The 15,716-nt window shown below is 49.2% G+C and carries 10 protein-coding genes and 1 pseudogene; 10 read left to right on the top strand and 1 reads right to left on the bottom strand.

All coding sequences use genetic code 11. The annotated features are described in order from the left end of the window. The first annotated feature begins 55 nt into the window (after nt 1-55). The 5 genes from H7F31_RS31690 (at nt 56) to H7F31_RS31670 (ending at nt 5,220) form a co-directional block, all read left to right on the top strand. Nucleotides 56-970: an ABC transporter permease gene (locus H7F31_RS31690; RefSeq protein ID WP_187102087.1), complete on the top strand. Its 915-nt coding sequence runs from the start codon at nt 56-58 to the stop codon at nt 968-970. Next, on the top strand, nt 964-1,824 hold the full coding sequence (locus tag H7F31_RS31685; protein ID WP_187102086.1) for a carbohydrate ABC transporter permease: 861 nt from the start codon (nt 964-966) through the stop codon (nt 1,822-1,824). Before H7F31_RS31690 ends, H7F31_RS31685 begins: the two co-directional genes overlap by 7 nt. Before the next feature lie 30 nt (nt 1,825-1,854). Further along, nucleotides 1,855-3,372, top strand: a complete 1,518-nt coding sequence (locus H7F31_RS31680; protein ID WP_187102085.1) for an extracellular solute-binding protein — start codon at nt 1,855-1,857, stop codon at nt 3,370-3,372. 13 nt (nt 3,373-3,385) lie between these two features. After that, nucleotides 3,386-4,696 carry an FAD-dependent oxidoreductase gene (locus tag H7F31_RS31675; RefSeq protein ID WP_187102084.1) on the top strand — a complete coding sequence of 437 codons (1,311 nt, stop codon included), beginning with the start codon at nt 3,386-3,388 and terminating at the stop codon, nt 4,694-4,696. A gap of 206 nt (nt 4,697-4,902) precedes the next feature. Next, complete coding sequence (locus H7F31_RS31670; protein ID WP_187102083.1) at nt 4,903-5,220, top strand: hypothetical protein; 318 nt, start codon at nt 4,903-4,905, stop codon at nt 5,218-5,220. A 748-nt stretch (nt 5,221-5,968) separates the two neighbouring features. On the opposite strand, the pseudogene H7F31_RS31665 reads toward H7F31_RS31670, so the two are convergent. Next, nucleotides 5,969-6,205, bottom strand: a pseudogene (locus tag H7F31_RS31665) (YHYH domain-containing protein); the annotation flags it as partial. A gap of 348 nt (nt 6,206-6,553) precedes the next feature. On the opposite strand from H7F31_RS31665, the gene H7F31_RS31660 reads away from it, so the two are divergent. From H7F31_RS31660 to H7F31_RS31640, 5 genes are all read left to right on the top strand, one after another. Then, nucleotides 6,554-9,262 carry an MGH1-like glycoside hydrolase domain-containing protein gene (locus tag H7F31_RS31660; protein WP_187102082.1) on the top strand — a complete coding sequence of 903 codons (2,709 nt, stop codon included), beginning with the start codon at nt 6,554-6,556 and terminating at the stop codon, nt 9,260-9,262. Between the two features lie 173 nt (nt 9,263-9,435). Further along, entirely contained in the window at nt 9,436-11,712 is a 2,277-nt protein-coding gene (locus H7F31_RS31655; RefSeq protein WP_187102081.1) for a helix-turn-helix domain-containing protein, read from the top strand. A 292-nt stretch (nt 11,713-12,004) separates the two neighbouring features. Then, the gene (locus H7F31_RS31650) at nt 12,005-12,949 is read left to right on the top strand and encodes an ABC transporter permease (RefSeq protein ID WP_261800588.1); all 945 of its coding nucleotides are present in this window, start codon (nt 12,005-12,007) and stop codon (nt 12,947-12,949) included. A gap of 15 nt (nt 12,950-12,964) precedes the next feature. Further along, entirely contained in the window at nt 12,965-13,849 is an 885-nt protein-coding gene (locus tag H7F31_RS31645) for a carbohydrate ABC transporter permease (RefSeq protein ID WP_187102080.1), read from the top strand. A 104-nt stretch (nt 13,850-13,953) separates the two neighbouring features. After that, on the top strand, nt 13,954-15,528 hold the full coding sequence (locus H7F31_RS31640) for an extracellular solute-binding protein (RefSeq protein ID WP_187102079.1): 1,575 nt from the start codon (nt 13,954-13,956) through the stop codon (nt 15,526-15,528). Nucleotides 15,529-15,716: the final 188 nt, after the last annotated feature.

Raw genomic sequence — 15,716 nt, 5'->3', positions numbered from 1 at the left:
TGTTCAAGCACGAATAAGAACAGGGTATTATTTGTGTACAGGGAGGTTGCTTACGATGCAGAATTCAAAAATGCTTCGACTCATGTGGAATTATCGTTACATGTATTTGATGTTATTGCCAGGGCTCGTATACTTCGCGATATACAAGTATGCTCCGATGTACGGCACCATTATCGCCTTTAAGGATTTTAATATCGGCAAAGGGATACTCGCCAGTCCATGGGCTGATCCGTGGTACAAGCATTTCAAATATTTTATCGACTCGCCTTATTTCGAAACGATTTTAACCAACACCATTCTGATATCGGTGTACAAGATGGTTTGGGGGATTGCGCCGGGCATCATCTTTGCCATCCTGCTAAACGAAATCAAAAACAAATTTTTTAAGCGATTCGTGCAAACGGTCACCTACCTGCCTCATTTTCTTTCCTGGGTTATCATCTACGGAATCCTGCTCATCTTTATGTCGGAGTCGACGGGATTGATCAATGCCACGATGAAGGATTGGGGCTTGCAAAGCACGCCGTTTCTCACCTCCACCGATTGGTTCCGCAGCATTCTGGTAGGCTCGGAGATTTGGAAAGAATTCGGCTGGAACGCCATTATTTATCTGGCTGCGATCTCAAGCATCGATCCCTCCTTGTACGAGGCTTCGCGGGTAGACGGAGCGGGCAGATTGCGCAATATATGGCATATTACCCTTCCGGGAATCCGAAGCGTCATTATCCTCCTGTTCATTCTGAAGTTAGGTCACATCCTGGAAGCGGGCTTCGATCAAATCTACATCATGTATAACGTTCAAGTGTATCCCGTGGCGGATATTCTGGATACGTATGTTTTCCGAACAGGCTTGGAGCAGCTTAATTTCAGTCTGGCGGCAGCCATTGGATTATTCAAATCGATTATCGGTCTGGTCCTTGTCCTGGTTGCAAATAAAATTGCAAAGAGATGGGGTGAAGGCATATGGTAATGGGCAGAAGCGAGAAGCTCTATATGGTGGCCGTATACATCATTCTGGGAATAACGGCTCTCAGCGTCATATTCCCGTTGCTTTATGTTGTAGCGGTATCCTTAACGCCTTATTCGGAAGTCGTCAAGAATGGCGGATTCGCGATCATCCCCAGCAAAATCGACTTCGAGACGTATATGACTTTCCTGAGGGACAGCAAGATCCCGCGTGCCTATCAGGTAACGATATTCATTACGGTTGTGGGAACATTGGTCAACCTGATCCTTACGACGCTGATGGCTTACCCGCTCAGCAAAAAGAACATGCCGCTCCGCAACGTGCTGCTTATGCTTATCGTCTTTACGATGCTGTTTGGAGGAGGAATTATCCCGACCTATCTGATCGTAAAGGATACGGGATTGATCGACTCGATATGGGCGATGATCATACCCAACAGCGTAGCCACCTTCTACTTGCTCATCATGAAGACTTTTTTCGAAGGCTTGCCCGAAAGTTTGGACGAAGCAGCCAAAATCGATGGCGCCAGCGAGCTTACGATTCTCTGGAAGATCGTGCTTCCGCTCTCGATGCCGATTATGGCTACGGTAGGACTGTTTTATGCCGTAGGACACTGGAACGAGTTTTTTAATGCCATCATCTATGTTTCCGATAATGCCCTTCATCCGTTGCAGGTCATATTGCGGGGGATGCTGAACCAATCGGAGCTTCCGGAGCTTGACTTCGAGAGAGTCGTGCCGACGGAGTCGCTGCAGATGGCGGCGGTTGTATTGTCTACTTTGCCAATCGTTGTTGTTTATCCTTTTATCCAGAAATATTTCACCCAAGGCGCTTTATTGGGTTCGGTAAAAGGTTAGCATATATAAAAAATGAGAGGGGTATTTTATATGAAAAAATCAATGGCAAGCTTGCTCGCTGTCGGTATGTCCGCTACTTTGGTGCTTAGCGCATGCGGCAACAACAATTCGAACGAACCCGGCAATACGCCGAATCAGTCGGGCGAGGACACAGGTCCGGTTACCATCAATCTGTTCCGTCAAGGCGAGGCGCTGCCGGCTCCGGATAAAGATATCATTCTGCCTGAGCTTAACAAAGCGCTTAACATGGACTTGAAATACAACACGGCTCCGACGGAGTATGACCAGCAGTTGAACGTCAAAATCGCGGGAGGCAATCCTCCGGACGTATTCGGCGTAAGCAAAGTGCAAATGGAGCAATTTGTCGAACAGGATATTTTGCTCGACCTGACTCCTTATCTTGCAAGCATGAACCACTTGACTCCCGAGAACGGCTTTACGGAAACGCATATGAAAAAAGGCGTCGTGGACGGCAAACAATATGCGATTCCTTACCGCCCGCTGATTCCGGTACAGACGACGTTTTGGGTGCGGCAGGATTGGCTCGACAAGCTTAACTTGCAAGCTCCAAAGACGATCGACGAGCTTAAAGCCGTAGCCAAAGCTTTTGTCGAGAAGGATCCAGACGGTAATGGCGTTAACGATACGATCGGCATTACAGGCAACGGCTTTAACGGAACGCTCAGCCCGCTGTTCGCGGCATTTGGCGTAGCGGCTCCTGGACAGATGATGATACGCGACAACAAAGTGGTATACTCCACGGAACTGCCCGAAACCGAACAGGCCGTTACCTTTATCAATGGAATGATTAATGAGAAGCTGATCGATCCGGAGTTTCTGACCAACAACGGACTTATGCATCAAGAGAAAGCCTTTAAAGGCCAAGCCGGCATCGTGTATGCGCACTGGGCGCATATGAAACGTCCGGATATGGTCGAGAAAATGAATGCCATCAATCCGAATCAAGAGTGGACGCAGTTGGACGCCATGACGGGTCCCGGCGGAAAATTCGCCGATTTCTTTGATGAAGGCGGCACGAATCTGAGACTTGTTATTCCTAAGTCGCTGGAGAGCGAACCCAAGAAAGTAGAAAAGGTTCTGGAGTATATCAACTATGTATCCGGCGGAGATGGACAAACCCTTGTTAACTTCGGCATCGAGGACCGCAACTACAAAGTGGTGGATGGCCAGATCGAAATTATCGAAGCGGGACTGTCGGAGATGGGGCATGCGAGTATCCACCAAACGACGGGTCGCGTGGAAATGGAATATCTGAACACGAAGTTCAGAGACTTGGCGCCGTATTTCGAATTCACCAATAAACTTCCCTATATTAGCGTATACACGAATTTCGTCTCCACTCCGGAAGGCGTCAATCCAGCGGATAAAACGAAATTCGAAGAAGAAGAGATGATCAAGTTCGTCTATGGCAAACGTCCTGTCTCCGAGATGGGCGACTTCATTAAGACGCTTCGCGGAACGTTCCAATTGGACAAATATTTGCAAGAGGCGGAAAAATCGCTGAGGGAACTGGAATTTATCAAATAATGAGGTGATCGGCATGAATAGCGTTTCTTTCCGGCGCGACCTCGCCGTAACGGACGAATACGATGTGCTTGTCGTGGGAGGCGGCTCCGCGGGCTGCATGGCCGCCATACAGGCAGGCAGGTCCGGAGCCAGAACCGTCCTCATCGAGAAGAACGGCATCCTTGGCGGAACAACGGTGGTGTCGGCCGTCAACTTTCCCGGTTTGTTTCATGCCTGGGGGAAGCAAGTCATCAAGGGCATAGGTTGGGAAGTCCTGGAGGAAGCGGCGCGGCGCGGCGGCGCCGTCATGCCGGACTTCGACACCCCTTACGAGAACCATCGTCATTGGGAGCATCAAATTCTCGTCAATAAATTCGTGTACAGCGCCATACTGGACGAGTTTTGCGTGAAGGCAGGTGTGACGCTTCGCTTTCACGAAATGCCGGCCGATGCGTATCTGGAGGATGATCGCGTTCATCTTGTCGTAGCTGGCAAATCCGGCTTAAGCATCCTGCGCGCCAAAACCGTCATCGATGCAACCGGCGATGCCAACATGGCCGGCTTGATGGGCTACGAGCGGGAACGCGGGGAACATCTTCAACCGGGGACGTTGATTTATGAAATCGGCGGTTATCGGCTGGAGGATGTGGATCAGGAAAGGCTGGCTGAGCTTTATAACATGGAGCTGGCCGCAGGTCGCATCTTGCATACGGATCATTTGCCGGGAGCGGTACCTTTCATGAAGGAGCTGCGATCGCGCGGCGGGAACTGCATGCATATTACGAATATCGATGGCGCGGATTCCGTCTCGCGTTCGACAGCCGAGCTCAAGGGACGCGCATCGCTCATGCGAATCTATGAATTCTTGCGCAAAGTGCCTGGCTGCGAGGGAGTGCAAGTGAACTTTGTCGCCAATGAATGCGGCATTCGCGAGACTTGGCGGGTTGTAGGCGAACAAAGGGTGACTCTGTCGGAGTATACGAGCGGATATCATTGGCCGGACGCGGTTTGCCACAGCTTCTATCCGATCGACATCCATCGGCATGGAGATAATACGACGGACATTCGACCGCTCCGGCCTGGCGTATTTCCGACGATCCCAATGGGCGCCCTCATTCCGCGCGGCAGCGACAGACTATTGGTTGCGGGTCGCTGTATCTCTGGCGACACCGAGGCGAGCTCGGCCTACCGGGTGCAGGCAACGTGCATGGCGACGGGACAGGCTGCTGGAGCGGCTGCCGCTCTTGCGGCGGCGCAAGGCATATCGGTTCGCCAAGTAAATCTCGATGATACGCTTGAGTTGCTGGGACATCAAGGTGCGATTTTGCCGGGAAGTTTGCAATAAGAATTGTATGCAGGTATAGCTATCTCTCCATGATTTGTCTGCATTTGAACGTAGTCTATGACTTATGTAACCAACTTTATGTAGATGCCATTGTTCAGCGACGGAGGAAGGTTTAGCGGGATCTCTCAGACTGTTGAATAACCTCATTTATGCGGTAACAGAATGATTAGCCTTATTTGAAAATGTCATAATCAGGAGGCATATCAATGAGGAAAACATTCTGCAAAAGAACTAAAAAGATAAGGATAGATGGTTCTCAATTTCACTGCGTTATTAACGAGTTTCCTAGTAATAAATTTGTGAATTTTAAGGCCTATTCTTCAAGAACCTCATATTTTGAGGTCTTATTCACATGGCAAAGTGGCTGGAAATTCATCCCTCATAAGCCAAGTAATTGTGAACTTTTAATGAGATATGCGATTGAAAATGGATGGGAATTTAGTAGCGATAAGAAAATAGTGAAAATTGAACATGGAGACTTCCTCATAGATAAATTAGGACTAACTTCATTCATTCCTCATTGAGCTATCGGGAGACGTTAGTTCAATGTACAAGCGATAGCACAGGGCTTTGTTGTCCTGGGCTATCGCTTTTTTAATACAAATCGAGGCTTGTGGTAAGATATTTTGAAAAAAGCGTTACCCCTTTTACTTATTCCATATAGCTTTGTACAATTTTAACGTTGACCGCGGCTCCGTTCTTCAACTTTTCAGGCGCAAACTTCGAATTTGCGAGAACTGTGTAACACTTTAGAGAAAGCTCATAATCCTTTTTGAGAAATGCTCCATAGGCTTGTTGTGAAAGTTTAAGTGAAGAATCATTCATAAATTCAATTGCATGGGGATTATTGGAAAGTCCCTGGTTCATCTTTTGATCAGCCAGTAAAACCGCATTAATGTAGTTTTTCTGAGAGTAATACCAGCGTGCATCACCAAAAGCGTTCAAGAAAGCTTGTCTCTCTGTTATCCATTCGATGTTTGCTGAAACTTTGTATGTATAAGCTAAAACAGTATCTTGTGCCAAAAGATCGAAATACTGCTTTGCAGATACTAAGTTGTCTTTATTCATGAAGGCTATTGCTTGATCTGCTACCTTTTGTGCAGCAGTCGTATAATTAGAATAATCGACTTTCCAACTATATACTGTCGATTTAGCCTTCAAGAAGTAAAAGAATGCATTATAGTAGCTAGATTGTTTAAAATAATAATTACCTTGCCAGATGTAACCGTCAGCCTCTTTTTCTTCTTCACTCCTTGTGTCAACATGCACATAAGAAGACGAAGTGGATGATGTTGATGAAGAGCTACTACCACCCCCATTGTGATAGTGATACTCGCCATATTCAAGACCCCATTTCTCGCAGTTCGTTCTGCATGTATGCCCTCCAGACGAGTCTGTTCTGCCTGGATGCGCACTAATGATACTGCTTACGAGCAGAAATAGCACCGAACTGATTAATGCAATCTTTCTTTTCAAGATAAATCTCCCCCAATTGTTTAATTTCCCCATCATTATACACCAAAATGCTGGATACAGATTACCTAAGTTGAACTCTTTCAAATCACTATCTGTACGAGTCGTAGATGACTGGCTCTATCGTTCGGTTGCGGACATTTAACCGGTGGAATCTGTGCCGAGATACAATCGTGTGTATAAAATGTGTATCTTGTGGGCTCCATAAAGCGGATCTATCAGTTATCCTGTTCAGGTCCTCGATCCTCTCGTTTAAGTTTAGCAACATTATAGTCCTAAGCATGCAAATGATTATAGACAGTTATCCTTACCTCACAATATAGTGGCTTTAGGCGTGGCAACTTAACGATATGAGCGTTGGCCATATAAATGAGGTGAATATTTTTGGAACATTTGAAAGGCTCGCATGACTTGTCTTTGTCCGACTGGGGGCCATACAGCAAAAAGTACATTGGGATCTCCCATGTGGCAGATCGACAGAAAGGGGTTCGTTTTGACTTAAGCGTCATTCCCGGGTTTTACCGCCGCAAGGTGGATGTGCCAAACGTCATGTGGGAATCCGGCTATCATCCGTGGGAGGCTTCGCCGGATCTCTCGTATATTTCGCATCGGCACGAACTTCAGTGGAAAGATGAAGTGTATTGCGATATTTCCTTCAGCAAGTTAACGGACAAGTCAAGGTTGATTCGTTGCGAAGCCGTGAATTCGACCGAACGGACTCAGAACCTCGTACTGCATTTGATAAGCTCGATTCATTTCCCACAGGTTTTGTCTCATGGAGAGACTTTGAACGAATACACAAGGGAGGGAACGGATCGAGCTGTATGGGTGGACGCGTTGGACTACGAGGACCTCTTATACTCTCGAACTCGTCCGACCGATAATCTCGTTTACGACGGATGGTTTCGCGGTGAAGCTAGAGGACATGGATTTGTATGCGGATCGGGTCTAGCTAAAGGTTTTGGTGCTGATCGCGGTGACAGGGTTAGTTACCGGATTCCGGGCGAGAATGTACCAAACGATGCTTGGCTGGTGTTTCGTTATCGGGTGGCACCGGGGAAAACGGCACAATTCAAGCTGAAAGGCTCCATGCAGTCTGAGCTGGAGTTTACGGGCGGCAGCGGCTTTGAATTGTTGAAGCTGCAAGTACTGGGATACTCATCGGGAGATTTGGTCGTGGAGCTAGTCTCGAATGGGGAAATAGAATTGGAACTGGACGGGATCGCGCTTGTTCCTGCCGATCAATTGAATGAACTTGAATTTGTTCCAGTGACATGGAATCCGACGCCGGAAATTATGGAAGGACCCTGTAAGCAGAGTATAGTGCTGAAGTATTCCAATAGTTCCAATTATTACGGACTAAAGTGGTTGAGCGCGGATTTTCAAGTTCGGCAATTTATAACGGCTGAACTGGATCGCTTTATGCGGCACACTGTGCACCATCATGCCCAAACGGTATTGAAGGGAGAGGGGGCAGGACATTTTACGGATATTTATATCCGACCGATAACGATACAAGCGCATTCTACTGCCGTATTGTATGGAATGGTTTGCGAAGGGAGCAGTTATGAAGAAGCTGCAAAACATTTGGCCGACTTCAACCATCCGGAATTTTTATTGGATCGGTTGTATGAAGCGGCACATTCCCGCAAGGCTGATTTGTTGTCCAATTCGGCCGGCTCGCAGTACGTATTCAGCCAAGAACGGATGGCAGCTACGCTGCTGATGAATGTTGTATACCCGGTGTACGTAAAAAGATCGTATATCAAACACAGTACGCCGGGCAGATGGTGGGACAGCCTGTATACATGGGATTCGGGCTTTATTGGTCTCGGGTATGCGGAACTGGATTTGGAGCGGGCTATCGAGAGCTTGAATGCTTACGTAACCGAGCCGGGCGATCCGCATGCGGCTTTCATTCACCACGGCAGTCCGGTGCCCGTACAGATGTATCTGTATCAGGAGCTGTGGAACCGGACCCAGTCGCGAGAGCTCCTACGGTTTTTCTACCCTAGGCTTCGACAATACTACCTGTTCATGATTGGACGTTTAGGCAGTTCAACAATCGGCAGGTTGAGTTCAGGACTGCTGAATACCTGGGATTATTTCTATAATTCCGGCGGATGGGATGATTACCCTCCGCAGCAGTACATACACGATAAAGGGATATGCAGGAAGACAGCCCCGACCGTAACGACCTCTCACTGCATACGCGCCGCGAAAATATTAAGAATGGCTGCATTGGAATTGGGCAGGTTGGAAGACGATTTAGATGGTTACGATCAAGATATCGCCAGCATGACATCAGCGATTCAAGCCTACACCTGGGACGAAGAGTCGGGGTATTTTGGCTACTTGCTTCACGATGAACAAGGCAACCCCCTTGATATATTGCGCCATGAATCCGGAGCGAATTTCAATATGGGCATCGACGGCATAGCGCCGCTGGTGGCGGGGATATGCAGTGAACATCAGACTTCGCGCATCATGTCCCATATGTTCGATGAGCAGCGTTTATGGACGCCGATTGGCATTTCTTCCGTGGATCAGACCGCGCCTTATTTCAAAGGGGACGGATATTGGAACGGTGCGGTGTGGATGCCGCATCAGTGGTTCCTTTGGAAAACAATGCTTGATTTAGGCGAGGCGGGCAAGGCAAGGAAAATAGCCGATACCGCTCTTGCGCTCTGGAAACGGGAAACGGAAGACACCTATCATTGTTTTGAACACTTTATCGTTCAGTCCGGGAAAGGCGCGGGCTGGCATCAATTTGGGGGTCTCTCTTCGCCGGTGCTGAACTGGTTCTCGGCCTATTACAGACCAGGACGACTTACAGTGGGTTTTAACACATGGGTGAGTTTCTGCAGCTTCGAAGACGACAATCGAACCTGCCGGGCTCTGTTGCGCAATAATTCTAGTAAAGGTTTTAATGTCATTGCAACCATGAACCCGGGCAGCCGTTATCGGGCTATATGCAATGGTCAAGCTGTTGACGTCAAGAGAGTAACAGCGGGAACGCTTGAACTGACGTTGCATTCAATCGCTGAAGAAGAATGGTACGAGTTAATGATTGAGAGTATGGATTTGCCGTAGCCATCCGAGTCTCCCGCGATTTGAGTAGGAGGCTCTTTTCCCGCGTTCCTTTGTTAGGTGTCATAAGCTGTTCAATCGAGAAGCCTTCAAGGAAAGGAAGTGATTATTCCTCTTACAACAAGTTTCGATTATGCTATACTTCATGGCATAGCGCAATTTCCCGGGGGGTGGTCATGATTAGGTTGCCAGGTTATTTGCGCAGGTTGCTGGGCTTCAGCTTGCTCATCGGATTGCTTCCTGTCGTATTGCTCGGCGGTTTCTCTTACTCCAAGTGGTCATCCGACGTACAGGAGAAGGTCTACGAAGCCGATTTACAACTGTTGCAGCAGACGCAACTGACGGTGGAGCAAATGCTCAAGACCTTGCAGCATTCCGGCGTCCGCTTCGCTAATTCATCATTGGTCAACACGAACATAGATAAACCGCTGACCTTCCATGACTTCTCTCTAATCGAAGATATTCAAATGGATTTGACGGCTTTGTCCGGCATTCAGATGGAGATGTTCAAACCGCAGCTGATCAGTATTAGCCAAAATTGGGTCGTCGCTCCGGATGGTTTGAGTTCGGTAAGCGACGCGATGGGCGAGGATGAACTCGATTATCTCGTCAATCGGCCGGAAAATTCCTATTGGGTAAGCGGTGCGGATCAGCTTGCGGACAGCGAGCCGGACGAAGTGAGTCTGATTATAAAAATTCCGCTGAATCTGAACATGCCCTCCGGATTGCTGATGGTTCGGACATCCAGCAGCGACATTAACCGATTAATTCTGAAGAACGCGCAACCGGGTAACGTCATGGTACTGGATGAGCATAACCGCGTGTTGGCCGCGGCAGACGAGGAAGCCATAGGCACGCTGTGGAACTCTTCATTGAGCCTGGATGAAAGGTTTGCCAAAGACGTTTCATCCGGCTCCATGGAATCCAAGATCGATGGAGACATGTCGGCGATCAGCTTTATCAAATCCGGCTATAACGGTTGGACCTATCTGTCGGTTACCCCGATTAAAGAGATTACCAAGGAGTCGCGAGTGATTGGCTGGTTCGCGCTTATCATGAGCTTGTCCGTTCTCGCCGTCACGGCTCTGATATCGAGCATCGTTTCCTTCCGAATGTACAGGCCGGTCAGAGGCTTGTACGAATTAACCGCCAGCATGGTCGGTTTGCCCGACACGGCGAAGCGCGAAACGGATGAATTCGGCTTTATCGGCGATCGGATCAATCAATTAAGCTGGAACGAAAGCCGGCTTACGGAGCAATTAAACCGACAAATCGAACCGCTGAGCGATTTCTTCATGGTCAAGCTGCTTCAGGGCGAAATTCGGGCGAGCGAGATGAAAGATCGCTTGAACATGCTCGGCCGCACCGATTTGTGGAAAAATGTGGGCGTCCTGGCCGTGCAGATCGATACGTTGGAAGGAACCCCCTATAAGGAAAGAGACAGGGATCTTATGTTGTTCGCCATTAAAAATATTATAAGCGAGCTGTCGTCGTCGAATGACACGCTGCGTACCATTCTATCCGGACAAACGGTCGTTGTCGTGCTCGGAGGCAATCAGGCAAACAAAGAGCTCTTTAAGAACGAGGTATATTCCCGGACCGAGAAGCTGCAGCAAGCGGTCAAACAATATTTGCGGCTCAAGGTCAGCTGCGGCATCAGCAGGATGTACGGCAGTCTTGCGGATCTGCCGCTAGCGTATAAGGAAAGCATTGAAGCGTTGAAGTACAGGGTTAAGCTGGGGTTCGAATCCATCCTCTTTATTGAAGATTTGGAGTCAAGAGAAGGTCGGCCCATCTATCCGGAGCACCTGGAAGGCCGGTTGCTGGACGCGATCAAGCAAACCGACGCCGAGCAAGCCCGCATGCTTCTGGACGAGTGGATCGAGGAGATCTTTAACAGCGAGATGAGGCTTGACGAATATCAAGTATCGCTTGTCCGTCTGTTGATCCAGATTATGCGCGCGGCGCAGGATTCGGGCGAATCGTTGCGCATTATGGATTTGGAGAGTAAATCGATTATAGACAAGCTGTTCGAGCTTTCTACCAAAGAGGAGATCAGGCAGTGGTTCACCCAGTCTGTTCTTGAACCGATTATCCGGCTGATAGACGAACGCAGGAACGAAAAGTATCGCAGCATCGCCGCGGAAGTGATCCATATGATACATGAGGAATATACGACGGATCTTACGCTGGAGAGCTGCGCGTCCAGGCTTCAATATCATCCCAGCTACATATGGCGCGTGCTTCGCAAAGAGGCAGGCGTGAACTTCAGCGATTATTTGTCGCAGCATCGTTTGAAGATCGCCAAGCAGTGGTTGGAAGAAACGGACATTACGATTACCGAAATAGCGGAAAGGCTTAGATATAACAATTCCCAAAACTTTATTCGTTATTTCAAAAAAATGGAGGGGACTTCGCCCGGGAAATATCGGGCCAAGTTTCGTCAAACCTAACCTCTTGAGAGCGACTCTCAGGAGGTTTTTTCATGCCGGCTTGCGGTTCCGGCGAACGATAGACGCCGACTATCCGCCATGATCATGACATAGACAGCGTCGGCGACCGTGTCTCGACAAGGATTGTAGAGGGCGGCGAAACCCTTGCCACGCCTCGGTTTTCTTGCAGGCAGGAAGATGATTATATACGGTTGCGGGACGCGGATGCTAGATTGGAGTCGTTAAGTCAACACGATTTGAAAGGAAAGGAGGACATTCGGTGGTTACCGCGGAAAGTCAACAAACGGGAGAGCTGTCCACTGCCAAACTTGCAGGCAAAAATAAGACCAACAAACAAAAAACGATTCGCAAGCTGATCCGCGATCGATGGATGTATCTCTTATTGCTGCCGGGCCTGCTCTATTTTATCATTTTCAAGTATATTCCGATGTGGGGGGTCATCATTGCTTTTAAGGAGTACAACCCCTACCTTGGAGTCGGAGGCAGCCCTTGGCTTGGATTCGATCACTTTGAACGTTTATTCAGCGATCCGGATTTTTTTATGCTGCTCAGGAACACGCTGTTTATCGGCCTATATAAGCTGATCTTTTTCTTCCCCGCTCCGATCATCGTCGCGCTGTTATTGAACGAGCTTCGCAAGCAGCTGTTCAAGAGGTTCGTGCAAACGATGATTTACATCCCCCATTTTATGTCCTGGGTCGTTGTCGTGGCGATCACTTACGTATTGTTCACGACGGAAGGCGGCGCGATCAGCGGGCTGCTGGAGCGGATATTCGGCGAGCAAATCAATATTTTGCTAAGCGCCGAGTGGTTCCGGACCATGTTCGTAAGCCAGATTATTTGGAAGGAGACCGGCTGGGGAACGATTATTTTTTTGGCGGCGTTATCCGGCGTGGACGGGGATCAATACGAAGCTTCGTTTATCGACGGGGCGAATCGCTGGCAGCAAACCTGGTACATTACGTTGCCGGCGATCCGCAGCACGATCGTGATTTTGCTTATATTGCGATTGGGCGATTTCTTGGATACCGGCTTCGAGCATGTTTTTCTGCTGCTGAATCCGATGAACCGAGGCGTGGGCGAAGTATTCGATACCTATGTCTATCAGGTCGGTCTGGCTCAAGGGCAATACAGCTACAGTACCGCGGTTGGTTTGTTCAAATCGGCAGTCGGATTGTTACTGGTGATGGCCGCCAACTATGCAGCCAGAAAAGCCGGCCAGGAAAGCTTATATTAATCCGGGAGGCGCATGATGAACCGATTTCAGAAAAGAACGTTTGGCGGTTTATGTTTTGACAGCTTCAATGTCGTATTTCTTCTGTTGTTTGCACTCGTCACGCTGCTGCCGTTCCTGCACATTATAGCCGTTTCTCTATCGGAATCCCATGCACTCAAAGCCAAACAATTTATTTTGTTCCCGCAAGGGTTTTCGCTGGATGCCTACCGCTATTTGTTCTCGACGGAAGCCGTGCCGAGAAGCCTGCTTGTTACCGTTTTCGTTACGGTGGCGGGTACGCTGGTCAATCTGATGTTTACGTTGACGATGGCTTATGCGCTGGCAAGGCGGGATCTGCTCGGCAGAAAGCCGGTTATGATGATGATCATCTTCTCCATGCTGTTCAGCGGCGGAATGATCCCTACCTACCTGTTGATTCGCGATCTCCAGATGCTGGATACGTATTGGGCTTTGACGATACCCGGAGCGATCAGCGCATTCAACCTGATCATTATCAAAAACTTTTTCCAGCAGCTTCCGGCGGGACTGGAGGAGTCGGCCAAGATTGACGGCGCGAGCGACATCGGCGTTTTAGTCCGTATCGTGCTGCCGCTTTCCATGCCGGTCATCGCCACGTTTACGCTGTTTTATGCCGTGGGCCATTGGAACACCTTTTTTTCCGCGGTCATTTATTTAAACGATTCCGAGAAATGGCCGGTGCAAGTCATTTTGCGCCAGATGGTCATCTTGTCGTCGCAGCTTGGGGAATCGGACGACTTTAGCGCTTCGGTGCTGGGCCAAATGTCCGAATCGATCAAGATGTCCGTTATCGTGGTGGCCACCCTTCCCATTCTGCTGCTGTATCCTTTCTTGCAGAAATATTTCGTGAAGGGCGTTCTGTTAGGCTCCATTAAAGGTTAGCTGAACCATGGCTTGCATCCATGCGTACTTGGCCGCTTCCGTTCCATTGCCGGTTCGGGGCGATAAGTAAATAGTTGTTAAAAAAAAAGGGAGGTAATGGAACAATGGAAATTCGTAAAACAAAAAGGGGCAGGTTCATCCCGATCGCTTGCATGATCGCGCTGACTGGCGCTTTGCTCGCCGGCTGCGCCGGAAAGAACGAAAACAATCCCGGTGCTAGCGCGGCTCCGGAGCAGACGACGACACCGCAGCAAACGCAGCAAACGGACACGAAGGAGGAGCCTTTCAAGCTAAGTCTGATGCTGATGCAATACGCACCGGAAGCGATCAAGGATGATAGTCCCATTCTAAAGGCGCTGGAAGAGGCTACGAACACCGATTTGGATATTACGTGGGTGCCGCAGGCCCAAATCGATGAAAAAACGAATTTGATTTTGGCATCGGGGGATCTGCCGCAGCTGATGTACATTCAGAGCTTCAAATCTCCAAGCATTCTGAATGCCGCCAAGGCGGGGGCGTTCTGGGAGATTGGCCCGAGCATACAGGATTACCCTAACCTGAGCCGCGCCAATGCGGAAATTATGAACAATATCAGGGTGGACGGCAAAAATTACGCGCTGTACAAGTATGCCCCGCCCGCCCAGGTCGGCGTAGCCTACCGTCAGGATTGGCTGAAGAATGTGGGACTGGAGACTCCCAAAACCGTTGATGAATTCTACAACATGCTAAAGGCCTTCAAGACGATGGACCCCGACCAGGATGGGCAAGACGACACGTACGGAATGGCGTATTACAAAGAATCGTTCCTGGCCATGTTCCGCATTGTATCGCTGTGGTTCGGAAGCCCGAATATTTGGGGAGAAGACGCATCCGGCAATCTGACTCCCGATTTTATGACAGACGGCTATATGGCATCTTTGCAATTTATGAAGAAGTTGTATGACGAACAATTGATCAATCAAGATTTTGCCGTCGTAACGAACGGCACGGCCAACGACATGCTGCTCGACGGATCGGCCGGAGCGTTGTTCGCTTCTTCCGGCAGCTTGAGCACTTGGCAGGCCGACGCCAGGATCGCGGAGCAGAACGGCGAGATTGGAATAATCGGCACGGTGGACGGAGGGCACGGACTGCGCGCCAGAGCGGGGACCGGGTATATCGGCACTTATATGATTCCGAAGAAGTCGGTGGAGACGGAAGAGGAGTTTGACAAAGTCATGGCGTTTCTCGACAAGCTGAACTCGCAGGAAGTGCAAGATCTCTTGCTTTATGGCATTGAAGGGAGACACTACACCAAGGAAAACGGGTTGGTGGTCAAGATGGACAACGTGCCGGAAAGTCAGCAGCTCGGCGCGGAACGGGGCGATTTGAACATTCTGCACGTGGGCGTTGTAGCTAACGAAACACCAAGCAAACTGTTGCCAATCGAACAAAAAAGGGATCAGCTGAGAGCAGAAAACGAAAAGGTGGCCGTCTACAATCTGGTCGAGCCCTATCTGTCGGATACCTACTCGAAGCAAGGGCAGCAGTTGGACAATATGAGGTACGATATGATGGTCAAGTTCGTTATGGGACAGATCGATGAGGCGGGCTATAAGGCGGAGGTCGACAAATGGCTGCAAGCCGGCGGCAGCGCGGTCATTAAGGAATTTAACGATCAGTACCAGGCAAATAAGTAGCAATACCGAATCGGCAGTATAGACTTCGCTGCGGGCTCAGGCATCGTCATGCACCGCGCATGGGCCTGAGTCCGTTTGTGCAAGGCGTTGCAGAAACCAGAAGCGGCAAGCGGAGCGATTTTTCGACAACCGGGCCGAAGGAGGAATTGTCCCGTCCTTATTTGACGATGTGGTTCTGAGCGTTTACA

This window comes from Paenibacillus sp. PAMC21692 (genome assembly GCF_014303795.1).
Classification (GTDB): Bacteria; Bacillota; Bacilli; order Paenibacillales; family Paenibacillaceae; genus Pristimantibacillus; species Pristimantibacillus agaridevorans.
The sequence above is the reverse complement of the archived record's forward strand: the minus strand, read 5'-3'. Positions and strand labels throughout refer to the sequence as shown.